Origin of the sequence: Robbsia andropogonis (genome assembly GCF_034047095.1) — a bacterium.
Taxonomy (GTDB): Bacteria; Pseudomonadota; Gammaproteobacteria; order Burkholderiales; family Burkholderiaceae; genus Robbsia; species Robbsia andropogonis.
This window is the reverse complement of record NZ_CP139170.1, coordinates 2,385,671-2,405,521: the sequence shown is the minus strand read 5'-3', so window position 1 is coordinate 2,405,521 and position 19,851 is coordinate 2,385,671. Positions and strand designations below refer to the sequence as shown.

The following is a 19,851-nucleotide window of genomic DNA, read 5'->3' as shown; positions in this document are numbered from 1 at the left end:
CTTGCCAGAGGGTCTGATGGGTATCAGATGGCGATTGTTGCTATAACGGGCGTGTGGTCGGAAGGCTGTTCCAAGGCACGGGGAGTCTTATCGATTTCACATCCGGTGCATGCCTTGGCCAGCGGCTCGCTCAACAGCACATGATCAATTCGCAAGCCGGCGTTGCGTCGGAATGCAAACATTCGATAATCCCACCAGCTAAATAATTTTCCTTCCTGTTGGAACAGGCGGAAGCTGTCGACCAGGCCCATCCCCAGCAATCGCGCGAATGCGGCCCGTTCTTCGGGTGACACGAGATTCTGCCCTTGCCATTTCGCCGGATCGTGCACATCACGGTCCTCCGGTGCGATATTGAAATCGCCGGTCAATGCCAGCCGTGGGTGGCGCGCCAGTTCCTGTTCGAGCCATGTCTCGAGCGCCGCGAGCCATTGCAGCTTGTAGGCAAACTTTTCGGTGCCGAGGGCCTGGCCATTCGGAAAATACGCTGAAATCACGCGTACGCCTGACACTGTCACGGCGATCAGCCGTTGTTGATGATCATCGAAACCAGGAATATTCCGGATCAGATCGACTTCATCGATTTCCAGTCCCTCGCGCACAAGGATCGCCACGCCGTTGTACGTCTTTTGACCAATGAAAAAGCTGCGATAGCCAGCCGCGGCAATCTCGGCGACGGGGAATTTATCGTCGGTCAGCTTCAGTTCCTGCAGGCACAAGGCATCAACCGGATTGGCTGCCAGCCAATCTAAAACATGCGTCAGACGGACTTTGAGCGAGTTGACGTTCCAGGTAGCTATTTTCACCGATGTTTCTATCTAAATAATATCGTTGCGGACACCTTACGCCGAGCCTCAAGGCGTCGCGAAAACCCTTGCCGCGACCAGGCAGCCGGAAAGGCCCATGTCACAGGTCGTTCGTGACAGATTTCCGGCATTTTACGCGCTATTGCCCTGTCGTACCGTTTGTGATGCATGACCGATCACGGCAAACACGCGAGACGGCAATAAAACGTCGTGCGGTAAATCGACGGCCAGGCACTACGGCACATGGGCTTGCCCTGGCCCCTCCTTGAAAACGCTATGGAACAGGTTTTGCTTAATAGTTGAAAGGTTACATCGCCCGTAGACGTGGTTTTTGATTGCGTTGTCACCTGTTCGCTGTCCTTCGGGCACATCGCCTGCAACCCGCATGCTATTCGGGGAATTCGATTTTGGTCACAGCAGACGCTCCTTCTTCAGACGCCGCATTACCGCAGAATGATCAAGGCGAAAGTTTCTTTCGTCCTGGTCAAAATTGCTGGCGAGTGGAGCACGCGCGTCGCTTCCGCATGCTGATTGACGGCGAGGAATATTTTACGGCGTTGCGCGAAGCTATCTGCAATGCCCGGCAGACCGTTTTCATTTTGGGGTGGGACCTCGACAGCCGGATGAAGCTGGTGCCGGGTGGCGCACACGATGGTTTTCCGGATCAGCTCGCCGATTTCTTGCACGCCATCGTGGCCGCGCGGCCGCACCTGCGAGTCTACGTGCTGAGCTGGGATTTCGCGATGCTGTACGCGTTCGAGCGTGAATGGTTGCCTGTGTTCAAGATGGGGTGGCGGGCGCATCGCCGCTTCGCCTTCTTGCAAGATGGGCGACATCCGCTGGGCGGCTCGCACCATCAGAAAATCGCGCTGATCGATGACCGCGTCGCGTTCGTAGGTGGCCTGGACCTGACACGATCGCGTTGGGACACACAGGCACATGCGGCGAACGAACCGCGACGCCGCGATCCGAACGGGGACCCGTACGGCCCGTTTCACGATGTGCAGGTCATGTTCGACGGCGCCGCGGCGGCAGCCATTGGCGATCTGGTGCGCGAGCGCTGGCTTCGCGCAAACGGCCGGCGCGTCGCGGTACTGAGCGCCCAGATGCGTAACGCCGCGCACGATCCCTGGCCGGTATCGGTGACGCCTGACGTGGAGGACGTGTCACTGGCGATCTGCCGGACCGAGCCGGAGTACGCCGGGCGCCAGCCCGTGCAGGAAATCCGTCAGATGTATCTTGATGCCATCCATCGCGCGAAGCGATACGTGCTATGCGAAAACCAATATTTCACATCGGGCATCATCGGTGAAGCGTTGCGTGATCGCTTGCAGGAGAAGGACGGTCCGGAAGTGGTCATCGTTTCCCGTCGGGTGGAGGGTGGCTGGCTGCAGGAAGCAACGATGGGCGTGCTGCGTGCCCGTCTGCACCGAGACCTGCGGGCAACTGCCGACGAGCACCGCTACCGGATGTTCTGTCCTCACGTGCCGGGCCTCGGGGAAGGGTGCGTGAATGTGCATAGCAAGGTGATGTTCGTCGATGACGACTTCCTGTTCGCCGGTTCCGCGAATCTGAACAACCGATCGATGGTGCTGGATACCGAATGCAATATCGCGCTCGATGGCGCGACAAGGCATCCCGTTCCAACGCATGCCACCACCACGGCGGGCGGTGAGGCAGTGCGCACCGCCGGTGTCCAAGGCAGTTCACCGTCTCATACGCTGATGGAAGGCTCGGACCATCGCGTGCGCGATGCGATTGCGGCAATGCGTAACCGCTTGCTTGCCGAGCATCTGGGACAGGAGCCGATGCGCGTAGGCGAGGAGATAGCGCGAACCGGCTCCATTCTCCAGGCCATTGATCGTCTCGGAGGAGGGGAGCGCTCATTGGTGCGTCACGATCCCGTGGTCACGCCGGACCTCGACAATTTGGTGCCGGGGGAGGCGATCATCGATCCTGAAACGCCCATTGCGCCCGAGGCACTGGTAGCGCAGTTTGTCCCCGAGGAGAAGCGTCGACGGCTGTCCGGGCGCTATGCGCGTCTTGGTTTGCTCGCATTGCTGCTGGCGATCCTGGCGGTGCTATGGCAATGGACACCATTGCGGCACTACATGAATATCGGGATGTTGACGCAGGTGACGCAGATGCTGGCGCGCATGCCATTCAGTCCGCTGGTGATCCTGGCGGCCTATGTCATCGGGGGGCTTGTGTCCGTGCCCATCACCTTGATGATCGCCGCCACGGGTCTGGTGTTCGGTGCCGTCGAGGGGGGCGCATATGCATTCGTCGGGACCGCGGCGAGTGCGACCGTCACCTATATGCTGGGGCGCCGGTTAGGCCGGGAAACGGTCCGGCGTCTGGCGGGTCCACGCATCAATGGACTTTCCGAGCGATTGGCGGAACGGGGGCTTGTGGCGATGGTGATCTTGCGCATCCTACCTGTTGCGCCATTCACCGTGGTGAATGTGATCGCCGGCGCGTCACAGATCAGCCTGCGAGACTACTTGTTGGGAACCTTGATCGGCATGGGGCCCGGCATCATCGTAACAGTCTCATTTGCCCATCAATTGGTGCAGACATTACGTCACCCGACCGCCGGTTCGTTCGCGGCGCTATTGGCCATTGGCGTTACCCTTGTCGGATTGTCGATTGCGTTGCAGCGATTTTTCCGTAAGCGGGAAGCGAATCGAAACCAGCAGCGGAGGCAACAGGGCAAGGACGTTACGGATGCTGTCGCTGCTCCGCGGCGCGGTCCACTGTCCACGCGCACGGCAAAACCTTCGGCTTCATCCACCTCCTGATCGCCGTCATCGGCATCGTTTTTTTTGGGAAATACATCATCGATCGTGGAGAAAAGCTGTTGGCCGATCTGGATGTCACGCTCGACGCCAACGTCCTGTTGCAGGGCGACGCGCAGGAACGTGCGCACGCGCGCGTGGAACATGCCGTGCCCTGGCCATTGCGCATCGCGTCGTACAACATTCACGGCGCGGTAGGCAGGGACGGTGAACGCCGCCCCGATCGCATCGCCGGCGTGCTCGCGGAGATCGACGCGGACGTCATCGCATTGCAGGAGGTACCGCTCGGTGGGGACCTGATGCCGGATGTGCTGAGCCATCTCGTGCGGATGACGGGTTTCCACCATGCGGAAGGCGTGACGATCGATACTCCGGAACGCCGTTACGGCAATGCGGTGTTGAGCCGCTATCCAATCATCACCAGCCGGACAATCGACCTATCGTTCGGCGCGCGGGAGCCGCGTGGCGCGCTGGATGCCGACATCGATTGCCATGGTCATCGCATTCGCTTCATTGCCACGCACCTGGGGCTTCGCGCGGCGGAGCGACGCGCGCAAGTCCGGGCCTTGCTCAAGACGTTCGATACGCGGGACATGCCCGTGATCCTCACGGGTGACTTGAACGAATGGTTCCTGTGGGGAAGGACATTACGCTGGTTGACGACGCATTTTCAGCGTACGCACGCGCCACGAACGTTCCCATCACGATTCCCTGTCTTTGCGCTCGACCGGGTCTGGGTGCGTCCGCGAGAGCGCTTGGTGCGTGTTGCCGTGCATCGCACGGCGCTTGCCCGCCAGGCGTCCGATCATTTGCCGCTGGTCGCGCAGATCGATCGGTGACGTGGATTCGGGCAGGTCGTTCAGTTGACGCGCTTGGCCGCGGTTCGTTTCGCGCGCGGCGGCGCGTCCGGCCGCGTGGTCAGCACGAGCTTGCCGTGCACGGTTCCTGCCTGCAACCGTTGATGCGCATCGCCAGCCTGCATGAAACCATAAGTGTCCTCGACGATAACGCGGACCTGACCGCGCTCGATCAACTGTGCGATATCGCGCAATTGCGCGGCGCTGGGGTGTGCCACGAAGTGACGCGCGCGGACACGGCGCAGCGCGGCCTCGTATTCGCACGGCTCCATGACTGTCGATATCAATGCACCGCCATCGCGTAGCACGTCCCATGCGCGATGCTGTATCTCGGAGCCTATCAGATCGAACACCACATCGACGCCGGCCGGCGAGGTTTGTTGCGGTAGGGCGAAGGAGGTACCCGCCGTACGATGCGCAAGTGCGGCGAGGACGGCGGGTTCGAAGGTTTCGTGTGACATGTCGATGGAGACATCCGCTCCCATTGACCGGGCAAAATCGGCGCCTTCCTCCGTTTGTTCGAGCGCAATCACATAGGCGCCATGGGCACGCGCGAACTGCACTGCAAAGTGACCCACGCCGCCTGCCGCGCCCAGGATCAGGACGCTCTGACCCGCCTGCAGCCGGCCCTGATCAAATAAACCCTGCCATGCGGTCAACGCCGCGACCGGGACGGCAGCGGCTTCCGTCGCCCCGAGTTGCGCGGGCCGGATGCACGCTTCGCCAGGCTTGACGACAACATGCTCGGCATAGGCGCCGCGGTCGATGCCCAACATCCCAAAGACACGGTCACCAACATGCAGCCCGGTGCCCTCGCCGCTGACGCATTCAACGACCCCTGCGAAGTCACGCCCCAATGCATAAGGCAGTTGGCCGGCATCAACGAGGACCGAGCGTCCTTCGCGGATTTTGAAATCCAGGGGGTTGACGCCTGCCGCCTCGACGCGAACCAGTGATTCACCCGCGCGCAGCGACGGCAACGCAATGGTATCGATGCGCAACGTTTCAGGGCCACCGAAGGCGTGGATGCGCACCGAGCGCGTGTTCCCTTCAAGGACGGTTTCGGTGCGAATACTTCCGGCGGTAGGCGTGATAGCGCCACCGTTTTTGCCGGGCCGCGTGACACGTGGCCCGGCATGCATGTCGCCGCTCGCGATACCCGCTCGTTTGGCGGTCTGTTTGATGTTTGTCCGCGGTGTGGACGAGGGAGAGGCCGATCCGGTCGATGATGGCGTCATGATGCGCTCCGCAAGGCTGCGCCGCTGGCACGGCGCCTCAAGCGTCACGTGCAAGACACGTGCCTAATACCGGGTTTTCCGCGCACATTCAGCAAGACTTCCGCCAGTGGTGCGATGCCACGGGTGGATGCTCCGGAAGGCGACGCCGCACAAACGTTTGGACGTTGCGCTCGCAATACCGAAATGCACCCCGGGAATCGTTCGCGGTTGCAATTGTTACGTGCTGTAACGGTAACCTTCCGCGTATGGTCCTCTCCGATTCCGTGGCGCCTCCTTCCGCGACATCGCTGTATCGTGCAACATCGGAGCGATTTTTGCTTCGAGGAGGCGTTCAGCGCGGGACTGGCGGCCGCGTGGCCGTATCAGTCGACGCGGTGCTTGCCGTCGGCGAGACGGGGCAGTTTCCACGGATTGGCGGCTTGCAGCGCAGCCGGTAACAGCGCATCCGGCAACGACTGATACGACACGGGACGCAGGAAGCGTTCGATGGCCGCGGTGCCGACCGATGTCGAACGGCCGTCGGATGTAGACGGGAAGGGGCCGCCGTGGACCATGGCATCTGATACCTCGACGCCGGTCGGCCAGCCGTTGGCGAGAATACGTCCAACCTTGCGTTCCAATGCGGGCAGCAGGCTGCGCGCGATGTCGTGGTCGCCTTCGTCCATTTGCAGCGTTGCGGTGAGTTGACCTTCCAGGCGTTCCGTCAACGCATGCAGTTCCGCGAGATCCTTGCACTCGACCAGCAGGGATGCCGGGCCGAATACTTCTTCCGCCAATGCTTCGTCACCCAGCAATTCGGCGGCTGTCGTGCGGAACAATTGCGGCTGGGCACGGCAGCCGCTTCCTGCCTGGCCTTGCGCCACGGCGCGTGCGTCCTTGCGCGACTGCAATCGCGAGACGCTATTTTGATACGCGGACTGAATACCTTGCGTCAGCATCACGCCGGCCGGTTTCGCCGCCAGCGCTTCTGCGGCAGCGCTGACAAATGCCTCGAAATCCTGACCTGCCAAAGCCAGCACAACGCCCGGATTCGTGCAGAACTGGCCGGTGCCAAGGACGAGCGAATCAACGAACCCCCGGGCCAGTTTCTGGCCACGCGCAGCCAGCGCGGCGGGCAACAGGTAAACCGGATTGATGCTGCTCATTTCGGCGTACACGGGAATGGGGACCGGGCGTTCCTGCGCGATTTTCATCAGTGCGAGACCTCCGCGGCGTGAGCCGGTGAAGCCCACGGCTGCCACTGCCGGATGCGCCACCAGCGCGGACCCGACTTCAAAGCCGCTGTCGAACAACATCGAGAAGACGCCCTCGGGCAAGCCCGCACCTTTGACGGCTGCCTGAATCGCCTGGCCCACCAGTTCGGAGGTGCCTGGGTGCGCCGGATGTGCCTTGACGATCACCGGGGCACCCGCAGCGAGCGCGGAGGCCGTGTCACCACCGGCGACAGAGAAAGCAAGAGGGAAATTGCTGGCGCCGAAGACGGCAACCGGCCCGATCGGAATACGGCGCAGTCGCAGATCCGGGCGCGGCAACGGCTGACGATCCGGCAGGGCGACGTCGATACGAGCATCGATCCAATCACCCCGGCGCAGCAATTGGGCGAACATTTTCAACTGGCCCACGGTCCGGGCACGCTCGCCTTGCAACCGCACGGTGGGTAGGCCGCTCTCCGCGGTAGCCCGTTCGATCAGTGCGTCGCCGAGCTTTACGATCTCGTCGCCGATGCGCTCTAGAAATGCCGCCCGCACTTCGGGTGACGTCTCGCGGTAGATATCAAGCGCCGCACTTGCCAATGCCGCGGCACGATCGACATCGGCCGCCGTGTTGGAAGCGAATGCCGGTTCCATCGTTTCGCCGGTCGTCGGGTTGAACGCCTTGAAAGATGCGCCGGTGCCACGCTGGGCATTTGCGCCAATCAGTGCTTCGCCTTTGATCGTCATGTCATCTCCTGTTAGTGTTCGAATGGCATTCCGTTGATGAAAAAGCGGACGTCAAGATGTGATGTCAGACAATTACGTCTTCGTTAATCGGATGATAAAAGATTGCCACCGGCTACCAGCAAGGGCCACGGCTACATACCCGTATCGTCCGAGGGATGCATGGACTAGCATCGGACAATGTGGTTCGCCGTACCGGACACGATCGCGGAAGGCCAATGCCCGTCACGTCAGGTCGCAACGTTGCCTTTCATGCCGCCCGCCATTTATCGAACCAATTTGTTAACGTCCCCTATATCCCGCACATGCTCGCATGAAATGGCCGAGAAACCAAGGCTGCTGGCCCAGATTATGGTGGTAAATGACATGCCATGGTAGCGATACCATGGGAATTGACGCCGCTGCCAGCGATAGTTATCCGGCCGTATAGGGGAAACCCTGGGCGTGCGAGGTATATGAAACGAAAGACGCGTCGAGTGGAACGTGGCCCGGTAACGCCGGATACAGCCAGCGAGGCAGCCGTCATGCGTGGGCTTGGCCTGGCATGAGGAATGATGTCGTACAACGTGATCGAGAGCGGGATGTTAGCGTGTCCGAAACACGACGAAACGACTCGCGTACCTTCGCCGTTTCGTGCGCTTCCATGTCAGGCGCCGTATTGTTGCCGGCGACTTGCAAGCTTGTCGTCGTGTTGCCTTGCGTGTTGTTTGCGCGGTGCCGTACGCGGTGCCGCGCCGGGCTACCGCGGAAATTTTCCCTGCGGCGCGGACGATCCGGCTTAAGCGGCCGCGGTGGGGATACCGCCAGAGACCGTGCTGAAACCGCTATCGACGTGGGTAATTTCGCCAGTCACACCTGCTGCCAGATCAGACAGCAGGAAGGCGGCAACGTTGCCGACTTGTTCGGTTGTCACATTGCGGCGCAACGGTGCATTTTTCTCGACAAATTCGAGAATGCCGCCGAATCCCTTGATGCCGCTGGCAGCCAGCGTCTTGATCGGGCCGGCCGAAATGCCGTTTACACGAATGCCGCGCGGACCCAACGACGATGCCAGATAGCGCACACTGGCTTCCAGCGATGCCTTGGCGAGCCCCATCGTATTGTAGTTCGGTACGACTCGCTCGGCCCCCAGGTAGGTAAGCGTCAACAGTGCGCCATTCTCGCGCAGCATCGGGCTAGCCGCGCGCGCCAACGCACCGAAGCTATAAGCGGAGATGTCGTGCGCGATGCGGAAGTTCTCGCGCGTGAAGCCGTCCAGAAAATCGCCTGCGATCGCCTCACGGGGCGCGAAGCCGATCGAATGCACGATGCCGTCGAATTCTGGCCAGTGTGGCTTCAACGAGGTAAACAGCGCATCGATCTGTTCGTCTTCGGCGACATCGCAGGGGAAGACCAGTTCGCTGTCGAACTCCTTCGCGAACTCCGTGATGCGATCCTTGAAGCGGTCGCCTACATAGGTGAAGGCAAGTTCGGCGCCTTCGCGGTGCGCGGCTTGCGCGATGCCGTAGGCGATCGACCGGTTCGACAGGAGCCCGGTCAGCAGGATGCGTTTGCCGGCGAGAAAGCCCATGAGATCTCCGTATTGCGTAACTGTTGCATGTCAAAAAAAGTACCGATGTTCATCTGCCCGCGTGCGGCAGCGTCTGGCACGGCTGGCGCAATTCTCTCATACTGTGGCCGCACGTCCCTAACGGTGCTTGCGCATCGATTGGCCGATGCAGGCAATCGCGACGATGGCGTTTGCGGCGGATGTGTTGACGCGGTGAGAGGGAATGCCGGCGCAAATATTTTTTAAGGTGGGATACGGCAATATGGCGTGGAGCAGTGGAACCTTCCTGGAGACCTGGCTGTCAATTGTGTCCCAAGGATGTCGGCGGTTTTCGTGGGGATTGCGCCGATGGACGCGGGGCTTTCCAGTCGTCGTCGCATTCGCGACATGGGCAATAGCGGCCACGAGCCATGCAGCCCCGGCCATCGCGCAATACGGTGAGCCGCGGTACGCGCCCGGCTTCACGCATTTCGCCTATGTGAACGCGGATGCGCCCAAAGGCGGCACGCTGACGTTGTCGAATTCCTCCCGGATCACGCATTTCGATACCTTTAATCCGTTCACGCTGCGAGGTAATATCGCGCCGGGCATCGGCTTGTTGTTCGATACCTTGACCGTGGGCGCGAGCGATGAGGCATCCAGTGCGTACGGTCTGCTGGCGGATGACATCGAGATTGCGCCGGATCGTCGTTCGGTGCGTTTCCATCTGAACCCGGCCGCGCGATTCTCAAACGGTGATCCGGTGCGCGCCACCGACGTCAAGTATTCGTTCGATACCTTGATGAGCAAGGCGGCGGCGCCGAATTACCGGACCATCTGGCAGGCCGTTACCCATGCCACGGTCATTGATCCGCAAACGATCGAATTCACGTTTTCGGAAACCAATCCGGAATTGCCGCTGCTGATTGGCTCCCTTCCGGTATTTTCGCCCAAGTGGGGTGAGCGTCCGGGGGGCGGGCGGATTCCCTTCGATCAATTGGCTTTTCAGCAACCGATTGGCAGCGGCCCCTACGTGATCGACCGCTACAGCGGCGGTACGCTGATCGTATTGAAGCGCAATCCGCGCTACTGGGCCGCCAACCTGCCGGAACGGCGCGGCATGTATAACTTCGATCGCATTGTCTACAAGCTGTATGGCGATAGCACGGCGAGGCTGGAGGCATTCAAGGCCGGTGAGTACGATGTCAGTGTCGAATACCGGGCGCGAAACTGGGTGCGGGACTATGTCGGTCAACGCTTCCGCGATGGCGAGATCAAGAAGACGATCTTCACCCATGGTAATAACGCGGGTCTGCAAGGCTTTTTTTTGAATACGCGACGCACGCTCTTTAAAGATCAGCGAGTGCGCAAGGCGCTGGATCTGGCCTTGGATTTTCAATACCTGAACCGGCAGCTGTTCTACAACCAGTACAAGCGCAGCGACAGTTTCTTCACAAACAGTGAATTGGCCGCGCATGGCATGCCCGACGCGGCGGAACGCGCGTTGTTGGAGCCTTTGGCGCGGCGCTATCCAAATGATTTCGACCCGGCCGTTCTCGGCCCCATGGTGCTGCAGCCGGATACGTCACCGCCACATTCATTGCGACAGAACCTGCTGGAAGCGCGCCAATTGCTGGCGGAGGCAGGGTGGACCTACAGCGACGGGGCCCTGCGCAACAAGTCGGGGCAGCCGTTCGAGTTTGAAATCCTCGATGACTCCGGAAGCGCCTTTGGGGCGGTGGTGGCATCTTATACGCGTAATCTTGAAAAACTCGGCATCACCGCGCATTTCCGTTCAACGGATTTTGCGCTGTATCAGGAACGGTTGCAGCGTTTCGATTTCGATGTGACCACGCTCGCCATGCCGGCCGGACAGAGCCCTGGAAGCGAATTGCGTGACGAGTTCGGCAGTGCCGCCGCATCGGTCGACGGTTCGAGTAATATGGCCGGCATCCACTCGCCTGTGGTGGATGCGTTGATTCAAGATGTATTGGCCGCGCGTTCACGACCCGATCTAATCGATGCGACGCGTGCGCTAGATCGCGTATTGATGCATGGCTATTACGTGATCCCGCAGTGGTATGCCGATGGACATCGTGTCGCCTATCGGACCACGCTCGCGTTTCCCTCCACGTTGCCGCTGTATTATGCTGCGGAGGACTGGATTGTCGCCACCTGGTGGCATCGATGAAGCCGGGCTGGTCGGTCACGCGCTTTAGAGGTGGATGTTGATGGTCTGGAACTATATTTTTAGACGGCTGTTGCTGATGATTCCCACGCTGCTGGGTGTCGTTACGATCACGTTCGTCGTGATCCAGTTCGTCCCGGGTGGTCCGGTCGAGCAAATGATGTTCCGGCTGCACGGCATCGGGCATGGTGAAGCCTCCGGTGGCGCGGCGGCGACGGCGGGTGGTGTGAGCGGGTACAACGCCAATCGCGGCATCAATCCGCAGCAGGTCGCGGAGTTAAAGGCCTTGTATGGCTTCGACAAGCCGCCGGTGGCACGTTACGTCACCATGCTCGGACGTTTCGCGCGTTTCGATCTCGGTCAGAGCTACTACTATCATCAAAGCGTCGCATCATTGATCGTGTCGCGCTTGCCGGTGTCGATCAGCATTGGCTTCTGGACTTTTCTGATCAGTTATTTGATCTCGATTCCACTCGGCATAGCAAAAGCGGTACGGGACGGATCGCGTTTCGACACGGTCACCAGCTTGATCGTCCTGATCGGTTATGCGATCCCGGGTTTCGTCCTGGGCGTGCTGTTACTCGTGCTGTTCGGGGGCGGGACGTTCTTGCAATGGTTCCCCTTGCGCGGCTTGTACTCCGACGATTGGGCCCAGCTTAGCCTGGGCGGCAAGATCGTCGATTACGCTTGGCATATCGCGATGCCGATCATTGCATCGGTGGCAGGCAGTTTCGCGGTGTTGACCATTCTGACCAAGAATGCGTTTGTCGAGGAGCTGGGCAAGCAATACGTGCTGACCGCGCGGGCGAAAGGATTGCCGCGGCGTCGCGTGTTGTTCAAGCACGTTTTCCGCAACGCGATGCTGCCATTGGTCACAGGCTTTCCCGCCGCCTTCATCGGTGCCTTCTTCACCGGCAGTTTGTTGATCGAGACCTTGTTCTCCCTCGATGGTCTTGGATTGCTGTCATACAACGCGGTGATACAACGCGATTATCCAGTGGTGCTCGGCACGCTGTATCTGTTTACCTTGATTGGCCTGGCGACAAAACTGATTTCCGACCTTTGTTATATGTGGGTAGACCCGCGAATCCGTTTTGACACGGTGGGGCGCTGATGACCGTAACGGCAGAGAACAACGTGACGGGACGAGGCCCGGAGAAGGATGTCACCAAGCCAGGTGACCCCACGACCGACGGCCCTACCGGCGATGGCGGCAAACCGGCGGGGCCGGGCGTCAATGACGTGGCCGCGCCAGGGCGGCACGGACTATGGCAACGTTTCAAGCGGCAACGGCTTGGCTATTGGAGCCTGATGCTCTTCGTGACGTTGTTCGCGATCAGCCTGTGCGGCAACCTGTTGTCGAACGATCGTCCCTTGGTGGTGCGTTACCAGGGACACTGGTATTTCCCGATGTTCCAAACCTATGCCGAGACCACGTTCGGCGGTGATTTTCCAACGCCTGCCGATTACCTCGACCCCTATATTCGCGACAAGCTTCAAGCCCAAGGCAACCTGGTCGTCTTCGCGCCGAATCATTACACGGCCAATACGCTGAACTACTTCTCGAAGCAGCCCGATCCCGCGCCACCGTCGCGCGACAACTGGCTGGGGACCGATGATCGGGGGCGCGATGTGTTCGCCCGGCTGTTGTTCGGCTTCCGTGTGTCTGTCATTTTTGGCCTCGTGTTAACGGTGATCGGCGCGATACTGGGTATTGCCGCTGGTGCCATTCAGGGCTATTTCGGCGGTCGCACCGATTTAATCGGTCAGCGCTTGATCGAGATATGGGGATCGATGCCTGAGCTGTACCTGCTGATTATTTTTGCCTCGATCTTCGCGCCGTCGCTAGGGCTGCTGATCGTGTTGTTATCCGCATTCGGCTGGATGGGAATGTCGGACTATGTCCGTGCCGAATTTTTACGTAATCGCGCGCAGGACTATGTCCGCGCGGCGCGCGCCATGGGCTTGTCGCATTTCCAGATCGTCTGGCGCCATCTGCTGCCGAACAGCTTGACGCCCGTCATCACGTTGCTGCCCTTTCAGATCAGCGGCGCAATCCTGTCATTGACCAGTCTCGATTTCCTTGGTCTTGGCGTGCCGTCGACGGTACCGAGCCTGGGCGAGTTGCTGGCCCAGAGTAAAGCGAATCTCGATGCATGGTGGATTTCGGCGTCGACATTCGGCGTCCTGGCGCTGACATTGCTACTGTTGACCTTTATTGGGGATGGTTTGCGTCGCGCGTTGGATACGCGCCGCGCCGACGTCATGCGTGCGGGAGGCCAGGTATGAGCATGCCGCCGGATGCCCGCGCCAATATGTCGAGCTTGGCCCCACGGCCGGACCCGTTGTTGTCGGTCCGCGATCTCCGGGTGGCCTTCGGTGACGGTGCGACCGCCGCCGTCGATGGCATCTCGTTCGATATCATGGAGGGCGAGCGGTTTGCGTTGGTCGGTGAGTCAGGCTCGGGCAAAAGCGTCACGGCCCTGGCGATTCTGCGTTTGTTGCGGGATGCCCGCATCGACGGCGAAATCGATTTTGCCGGTCGTGATTTAGCTGGACTGAGCGAGCGGGCGATGCGCGGTGTGCGGGGCGCCGACGTCGCCATGGTGTTCCAGGAGCCCATGACGGCCCTTAATGCGCTCTTTACGGTAGGCGATCAGATCGGCGAGACGCTACGTCTTCACGAGCACTGCGATGGTCCGGAAGCCATGCGTCGGACGGTGGCTTTGCTGGCGCGTTGCGGCATCGCCGATCCAACGCGAAAAGCAGGGCATTATCCGCATCAATTATCCGGTGGTGAGCGGCAGCGCGCCGTGATCGCGATGGCGCTCGCGTGCCGCCCACGGCTGCTCATCGCGGACGAACCGACCACTGCGCTCGACATGACACTGCGCACGCAGATCATCGACCTGCTGTTGGATCTGCAACGCGAGGCCGCCGGAGCAGCCGTGGAAGACGGCTTGCCGCCCTCGGGCTTGCCGGCATCACGACGGCCCATGGCGGTGTTGCTGATCACGCACGACCTGCCGCTGGTACGCCGCTTTGCACAGCGCGTGGCCGTGATGTCGCAAGGTCATATTGTCGAGCAGGGCCCCGTCGACCGGGTCTTCAACGCGCCCTCGCATGCCTATACCCGTCGCTTGCTCGACAGCGCGCCACGCCGTCTGGTGCAGTCCATACCGGAGGAGGCGGCCACGATTCTGCGCGGTGATGCACTGTCTGTCGCCTTCCTGGAATCCCGGCGCTTGCCGGTCTGGCTTGGCGGCCGGCGCGCGTTGGCGCATCGGGTGGTACGTGATGTGTCATTGACGGTGCGTGAAGGGGAAACGCTAGGGATCGTCGGGGAATCGGGATCGGGGAAATCGACCCTGGCGATGGCCTTGCTCGGTCTGCAACGGCTGTCGAGCGGTCGGGTCTGGTTCGATGGCGCGCCGTTCTCCGGACCGCAATCGCCGCGGGGCGCGGCGGCGCGGGCCGTGCGAGCGCAGTTTCAAGTCGTGTTCCAGGATCCGTACAGCGCGTTGTCCCCGCGTCAAACGGTGGCGCAGATCATTGAAGAGGGATTGGCGCTGCACCTGCCGCAGTGGGATGCGGCGAAGCGCCGGGCACGTGCCATGGAGGCGTTGCGAGAGGTGGGTATGGATGCCTCGGCGCTCCATCGCTATCCGCATGCCTTCTCGGGTGGCCAGCGTCAACGCATCGCGATTGCGCGGGCGCTGGTATTGGCGCCACGGTTGCTGGTGTTGGACGAACCGACCAGTGCACTTGATGTATCCGTGCAACGTCAGGTCCTCGATCTCCTTGCAGCGTTGCAGCGACGACACCGTATTGCTTACCTGTTCATCAGTCACGACCTGGACGTGATTGCCGCGATGTCACATCGTATCGCGGTCATGCGGCAGGGTGAAATCGTTGAGGTCGGAGACGCGGAAGCGCTGCTTCGCACGCCCTCCCATCCCTATGCCCGGCAACTTTTACTGGGGGTGCGAAGCCCCGAAGTGACACGAAAAGAGGCACTTTTCGAATCTGACACACGTTCGTAACATATTATTTTTGCGGCGTTTTTACTTGTGAAAATTTACCCGGTGGTGATTTTTCCTTGCAATTTCTGCCAAACGGTTTGACGTCGGGATTTGATCTGTTAGTATCGGTCAAAGCGCTTCTGTCAGCCCACCGCCCAGGCAAAAATTACCGTCCGATGCAGCTACGCACCGCGAATCACCCACTTCTAAGATTGACCGTAGGCCTCGCGGCTGGCGTGTCGGTCGCCGCTTCCCACGTTGCTTTGGCGGATGACGCCACGACGTTCCCGAATTTGACGCAATCGACGCTGACCCAGTCGAACGTATCGGTGCCTGCCACGACCGGTTACACGAGCGTGGATCGTTCGGGTGTCCGGATGACGGTGCAGTCACCGGTAACGCAGAACACGGTGGCCGCGCCGGCGCTGCAGCAGGCATCGTTGCCGCCGTCGGACCTGAGCACGGTGGCCCCGAAAGCCGCGGCAGGTGTCACACAGGGCGCGATTCGCGGTCCTTCGAGCGCTGATCTGGCCTCGGCTGCAAAGGATGCACCAAAGACTTCCTTCCTCGCGGGCGTGGCGAGCAAGGCGGGCGATGTGGTGGACGGAGCGTTGAACCTGATTGGCGTGCATTATCGCTGGGGTGGGGATTCACCCGATTCGGGCCTGGACTGCAGTGGTTTCGTGCGCTATGTGTTCCAGGATGCGATGGGCTTTACGTTGCCGCGCCGCGCCGAGGAAATGAGCCGCGTGGGCGAGAAAGTGGCAGTGAGCGATTTGAAGCCGGGCGACCTTGTGTTCTTCAACACGATGCGCCGGACGATCTCGCACGTGGGCATCTATATCGGTAACAATCAGTTCGTGCATTCGCCGTCGACGGGTAGTTCTATTCGCGTCGACAATATGGAAGATAAGTATTGGTTCACGCGGTATCGTGGTGCACGTCGGGTCGACCTGCCGGGTGATGGCGAGGGCAATACCGATATCGCTACCCGCTTGCAGCAGGCGAGCCGCGTCGCGTATTGATCCATTACCTGCAGACGGGCGACTGAAGTCCTGGTGTGCTGCTTTGCTCGATCGGATCCGGGTGGGCATTTGCCAGTAGAATTACGCTGCCGTGCCGTGCGAGAAACGCCGCCGTTCCCGAAAGGGACGGCGGCGTTTTGCATGTTGGCCAGCATCCGGTCCTGCCGTGGCCGATCAGCGCGGGCCATTTCGCTGGTCACGGCCCGGTTGCATGATCGACATGCCTGTCGTGACTCACACGTTCCGCGCCGCCGCCAACTTCGCCTTCAACTGGGGCAACATGCGTGCGACGGCCTCCTCTCCGGACAGGATCGCCAGATTGCGCTGCTGGAAGTCGCTGCCGCCCATGGCTGGCAGAACGGGGTGAATCACGACATCGGCGTATTTGTCCAACTCATAGGCCTTGATGGATTGCCCCATGATCGTGAAGGTCTGCATCAACACATCGAATGAACTGGACGTCGCTTGATCGGATGGGCGCGCGGAGATGTCCACGGCAATCACGAAATCCGCCCCCATTTTATGGGCGAAGGCCGCGGGAACCGGGCTGACGAGCCCACCGTCGACATAGTCTCGACCGCCGATGCGTACCGGCTCGAACACGGACGGCACGCTGCATGACGCCCGCACCGCAATGCCGGTATTGCCGCGTTGGAACAGAATGGGTTCGCCGCTGCCGAGATCGGTCGCGACGATGCCCAATGGACGATTCATCTTCTCGATCGGTCGGCCACCGACGGCTTTCTCGACGAACTGCTGCAACGCGACGCCCTTCAGGAAGCCGCGGCCAAAGAATGGCAAGGCCCAATCGCTGAGGGATGCGGCGTCGAGGTCCAGGGCCAGACGGTTCAGTTGCAGTCCGGTCATGCCAGTCGCATAAAGGCTGCCGACAACGGACCCGGCGCTGGTGCCCGCGATCAGGTCGGCCTTGATCCCCTGTGCCTCGAGGGCCTTGATCACCCCGATGTGGGCAAAGCCCCGTGCTGCACCGCCGCCCAACGCCAGTCCGATTCGCAACGGACGATTGCTGGGAGTGGCGGGGGGCGGTGGAGGCGTGGTGCTGGTCTGATTGCCACGACCACCGCCGATGCCCATTGTGCCGCAAGCGGCGAGGGCGCCGGACAATCCGACGGAGAGCACGGCGGCGCCGGTCCGCAGTGCCTTGCGCCTGCCGGGATGGGCGCATGGGTGATGGGCATTCTCGAGGTTTGTCGCGGGAAGTTTGTCTTTGTCGTGCATGTCTTGCGAGATCAGATGCCGCATTGCGAGGGCGCGCACGAGAAATGTACGCCGCCTATTGTAGCGCCCCTCCCATGCCGACGATCCCGGTCTAACGATCAGTAACAACTGGCCGGGCCGGCTGTCCTTGCGCGGTATAATTTTGTTTTCCTCAAGCCGTTCCAGACCGTTCATGACTGAATCTTCCGCGTCGACTCCGTCGGCCTCCTTCCCCTCGGTTGCGGCCAGCCCGGCAGTGGTCCGGACCCGTTTCGCACCGAGCCCGACCGGTTTCATTCACCTGGGCAATATCCGCTCTGCGTTGTATCCCTGGGCCTTTGCCCGCAGTAAGGGCGGCGTCTTCATCCTGCGCATCGAGGACACCGACGTCGAACGCTCCAGCGACGCGTCGGTCGAGGTGATCCTGGAAGGCATGGCCTGGCTTGATCTCGATATCGATGAGGGTCCGTTCTATCAGATGCAGCGAATGAACCGCTATCGTGAAGTGGTCGCGTCGATGCTTGAGCAGGGCTTGGCCTACCCCTGCTATATGTCCAGTGATGAACTGGATGCGCTCCGCGAGCAGCAGCGCGCCGCCGGGTTGAAGCCGCGGTATGACGGCCGCTGGCGCCCGGAACCGGGGAAGGTGCTACCTCCGCCACCGGAAGGGGTCAAGCCGGTCGTGCGCTTCCGTAATCCGCTGGATGGCGTGGTGGCGTGGGATGACGCCGTGAAGGGGCGCATCGAGATTGCCAACGAGGAGTTGGATGACCTCGTGATTGCACGGCCGGATGGCACGCCGACCTATAATTTCTGTGTCGTCGTCGACGACGCCGACATGGGAATCACGCACGTGATCCGCGGTGATGATCACGTCAACAATACGCCTCGCCAGATCAATATCCTGCAGGCGCTGGGCTACACGCCACCGGTCTATGCGCACTTGCCAACGGTGCTGAACGAGGAGGGCGAGAAGATGTCGAAGCGTGCCGGCGCGATGGCCGTCACGCAGTATCGCGACGAAGGCTATCTGCCCGAAGCCATCGTCAACTACCTCGCGCGACTGGGTTGGGCGCATGGCGACGCCGAGATCTTTTCCCGCGAGCAATTCGTTTCGTGGTTCGACCTCGATCACTTGGGCAAATCGCCGGCCCAGTACGATCCGGAAAAGCTGAAATGGTTGAACGGCCATTACATCAAGACCGGCGACGCGGCGCGGCTGGCTTCGCTGACGACGCCTTTCATGACGGCACTGGGCGTGGACGTGAACGCTGCCGGTGCGCCAGACTGGGTCGGTGTGGTGGCGTTGATGAAGGACCGCGCCGTTACGTTGAAGGACCTCGCGGACAGTGCATTGATGTTCTATCGCGAACCGGAGCCGGCACCGGACGCGTTGGCGCAGCATCTCACCGATGCCGTGAAACCAGCGGTGGCCGCATTGCGTGATGCGCTGGCGACAGTCGAATGGGAGCGCGCTGCGATCGGCGCCGCGTTGAAGCAGGTGTTGTCCGCGCATAGCCTGAAGATGCCGGCCTTGGCAATGCCTGTCCGGTTGCTGGTTGCAGGAACGACACACACGCCATCGATCGACGCCGTGCTTGAACTTTTCGGAAAGGACCGTGTATTATCACGCCTCGCTCACGGCGTTGCGTGAAGTGGCACTGGAGCGAAGCGGTAAATCGCAGTACTAAGGGCGGCAAGCCTGTACGTAGGGCGGCATCGGATATCCCAAACGATGCCGCGGTGCGCGATGTATCGGTCGATGTCGAGAGCAGAAATTGTTCGCGAGATTGATTGACGAAGTGGCTAAACCTACATATAATCTTGTTTCTCTGTCGGGGGTATAGCTCAGCTGGGAGAGCGCTTGCATGGCATGCAAGAGGTCAGCGGTTCGATCCCGCTTACCTCCACCAGAACGAAGGTTTCGTCCCCTTCGTCTAGAGGCCTAGGACATCACCCTTTCACGGTGAGTACAGGGGTTCGAATCCCCTAGGGGACGCCAGAACGTCGGGAAGAGCGCGGGAGCACCGTGTATATTCCAGTAGTGCCAGAGCGCGGTAGTGTGCGCTTGCACTACGATGATGTGAAGTTTGGAGTGGTAGTTCAGTTGGTTAGAATACCGGCCTGTCACGCCGGGGGTCGCGGGTTCGAGTCCCGTCCACTCCGCCAATCAGAAAGCCCGTTCAAGCAAAACTTGTACGGGCTTTTTCTTTCCCTTAAGTATGATGCGCAAAAGG

Annotated in this window: 13 protein-coding genes and 3 tRNA genes; 11 read left to right on the top strand and 5 right to left on the bottom strand. The window is 60.7% G+C overall.

What is annotated here, in order from left to right; genetic code table 11:
- Positions 1 to 23: 23 nt before the first annotated feature.
- On the bottom strand, positions 24 to 803 hold the full coding sequence (gene xth / locus SJQ66_RS23985) for an exodeoxyribonuclease III (RefSeq protein ID WP_024901271.1): 780 nt from the start codon (positions 801 to 803) through the stop codon (positions 24 to 26).
- Between the two features lie 524 nt (positions 804 to 1,327).
- Here xth and SJQ66_RS23980 point away from each other — a divergent pair.
- Both SJQ66_RS23980 and SJQ66_RS23975 read left to right on the top strand, forming a co-directional pair.
- The gene (locus SJQ66_RS23980) at positions 1,328 to 3,604 is read left to right on the top strand and encodes a VTT domain-containing protein (RefSeq protein ID WP_320534625.1); all 2,277 of its coding nucleotides are present in this window, start codon (positions 1,328 to 1,330) and stop codon (positions 3,602 to 3,604) included.
- A gap of 95 nt (positions 3,605 to 3,699) precedes the next feature.
- The gene (locus SJQ66_RS23975; RefSeq protein WP_081764694.1) at positions 3,700 to 4,440 is read left to right on the top strand and encodes an endonuclease/exonuclease/phosphatase family protein; all 741 of its coding nucleotides are present in this window, start codon (positions 3,700 to 3,702) and stop codon (positions 4,438 to 4,440) included.
- 20 nt (positions 4,441 to 4,460) lie between these two features.
- Here the strand turns inward: SJQ66_RS23975 and SJQ66_RS23970 are convergent, their stop codons facing one another.
- The 3 genes from SJQ66_RS23970 to fabI form a co-directional block, all read right to left on the bottom strand.
- Positions 4,461 to 5,696 (bottom strand): NADP-dependent oxidoreductase, encoded by a 1,236-nt coding sequence (locus SJQ66_RS23970; RefSeq protein WP_236693554.1) that lies wholly within the window; start codon positions 5,694 to 5,696, stop codon positions 4,461 to 4,463.
- Between the two features lie 362 nt (positions 5,697 to 6,058).
- Positions 6,059 to 7,636: an aldehyde dehydrogenase (NADP(+)) gene (locus SJQ66_RS23965; RefSeq protein ID WP_046153376.1), complete on the bottom strand. Its 1,578-nt coding sequence runs from the start codon at positions 7,634 to 7,636 to the stop codon at positions 6,059 to 6,061.
- Positions 7,637 to 8,411: 775 nt separating this feature from the next.
- The gene (gene fabI / locus SJQ66_RS23960) at positions 8,412 to 9,203 is read right to left on the bottom strand and encodes an enoyl-ACP reductase FabI (protein WP_046153374.1); all 792 of its coding nucleotides are present in this window, start codon (positions 9,201 to 9,203) and stop codon (positions 8,412 to 8,414) included.
- 202 nt (positions 9,204 to 9,405) lie between these two features.
- On the opposite strand from fabI, the gene SJQ66_RS23955 reads away from it, so the two are divergent.
- The 5 genes from SJQ66_RS23955 (at position 9,406) to SJQ66_RS23935 (ending at position 16,396) form a co-directional block, all read left to right on the top strand.
- Entirely contained in the window at positions 9,406 to 11,352 is a 1,947-nt protein-coding gene (locus tag SJQ66_RS23955) for an extracellular solute-binding protein (protein WP_253465583.1), read from the top strand.
- A 40-nt stretch (positions 11,353 to 11,392) separates the two neighbouring features.
- Positions 11,393 to 12,463, top strand: coding sequence for a microcin C ABC transporter permease YejB (locus SJQ66_RS23950; protein ID WP_024901264.1), 1,071 nt, complete (start codon positions 11,393 to 11,395; stop codon positions 12,461 to 12,463).
- The gene (locus tag SJQ66_RS23945) at positions 12,463 to 13,638 is read left to right on the top strand and encodes an ABC transporter permease (protein ID WP_320534624.1); all 1,176 of its coding nucleotides are present in this window, start codon (positions 12,463 to 12,465) and stop codon (positions 13,636 to 13,638) included. Before SJQ66_RS23950 ends, SJQ66_RS23945 begins: the two co-directional genes overlap by 1 nt.
- Positions 13,635 to 15,392, top strand: coding sequence for an ABC transporter ATP-binding protein (locus SJQ66_RS23940; RefSeq protein ID WP_320534623.1), 1,758 nt, complete (start codon positions 13,635 to 13,637; stop codon positions 15,390 to 15,392). The genes SJQ66_RS23945 and SJQ66_RS23940 overlap by 4 nt, the downstream gene beginning before the upstream one ends.
- Before the next feature lie 155 nt (positions 15,393 to 15,547).
- Complete coding sequence (locus tag SJQ66_RS23935) at positions 15,548 to 16,396, top strand: C40 family peptidase (RefSeq protein WP_390173976.1); 849 nt, start codon at positions 15,548 to 15,550, stop codon at positions 16,394 to 16,396.
- 234 nt (positions 16,397 to 16,630) lie between these two features.
- On the opposite strand, the gene SJQ66_RS23930 is transcribed toward SJQ66_RS23935, so the two are convergent.
- Positions 16,631 to 17,809 (bottom strand): patatin-like phospholipase family protein, encoded by a 1,179-nt coding sequence (locus tag SJQ66_RS23930; protein WP_024901260.1) that lies wholly within the window; start codon positions 17,807 to 17,809, stop codon positions 16,631 to 16,633.
- Between SJQ66_RS23930 and gltX the strand changes: the two genes are divergently transcribed.
- The 4 genes from gltX to SJQ66_RS23910 all read left to right on the top strand — a co-directional run bounded on the left by gltX (position 17,808) and on the right by SJQ66_RS23910 (position 19,783).
- Complete coding sequence (gene gltX / locus SJQ66_RS23925; protein WP_024901259.1) at positions 17,808 to 19,268, top strand: glutamate--tRNA ligase; 1,461 nt, start codon at positions 17,808 to 17,810, stop codon at positions 19,266 to 19,268. The genes SJQ66_RS23930 and gltX overlap by 2 nt on opposite strands.
- A 183-nt stretch (positions 19,269 to 19,451) precedes the next feature.
- Positions 19,452 to 19,527, top strand: a tRNA-Ala gene (locus SJQ66_RS23920).
- 13 nt (positions 19,528 to 19,540) lie between these two features.
- Positions 19,541 to 19,616: transfer RNA gene (locus SJQ66_RS23915), tRNA-Glu, on the top strand.
- A 90-nt stretch (positions 19,617 to 19,706) separates the two neighbouring features.
- A tRNA-Asp gene (locus tag SJQ66_RS23910) sits at positions 19,707 to 19,783 on the top strand.
- Positions 19,784 to 19,851: the final 68 nt, after the last annotated feature.

What these genes read in the sequence shown, in the direction of transcription:
- SJQ66_RS23930 (WP_024901260.1), bottom strand. Translation starts at nt 17,809, where the DNA reads ATGAACGGTCTGGAACGGCTTGAGGAAAACAAAATTATACCGCGCAAG.
- SJQ66_RS23935 (WP_390173976.1), top strand. Translation starts at nt 15,548, where the DNA reads ATGCAGCTACGCACCGCGAATCACCCACTTCTAAGATTGACCGTAGGC.
- fabI (WP_046153374.1), bottom strand. Translation starts at nt 9,203, where the DNA reads ATGGGCTTTCTCGCCGGCAAACGCATCCTGCTGACCGGGCTCCTGTCG.
- SJQ66_RS23950 (WP_024901264.1), top strand. Translation starts at nt 11,393, where the DNA reads ATGGTCTGGAACTATATTTTTAGACGGCTGTTGCTGATGATTCCCACG.
- SJQ66_RS23980 (WP_320534625.1), top strand. Translation starts at nt 1,328, where the DNA reads ATGCTGATTGACGGCGAGGAATATTTTACGGCGTTGCGCGAAGCTATC.
- SJQ66_RS23940 (WP_320534623.1), top strand. Translation starts at nt 13,635, where the DNA reads ATGAGCATGCCGCCGGATGCCCGCGCCAATATGTCGAGCTTGGCCCCA.
- SJQ66_RS23970 (WP_236693554.1), bottom strand. Translation starts at nt 5,696, where the DNA reads ATGACGCCATCATCGACCGGATCGGCCTCTCCCTCGTCCACACCGCGG.
- SJQ66_RS23945 (WP_320534624.1), top strand. Translation starts at nt 12,463, where the DNA reads ATGACCGTAACGGCAGAGAACAACGTGACGGGACGAGGCCCGGAGAAG.
- SJQ66_RS23955 (WP_253465583.1), top strand. Translation starts at nt 9,406, where the DNA reads ATGCCGGCGCAAATATTTTTTAAGGTGGGATACGGCAATATGGCGTGG.
- SJQ66_RS23965 (WP_046153376.1), bottom strand. Translation starts at nt 7,636, where the DNA reads ATGACGATCAAAGGCGAAGCACTGATTGGCGCAAATGCCCAGCGTGGC.
- gltX (WP_024901259.1), top strand. Translation starts at nt 17,808, where the DNA reads ATGACTGAATCTTCCGCGTCGACTCCGTCGGCCTCCTTCCCCTCGGTT.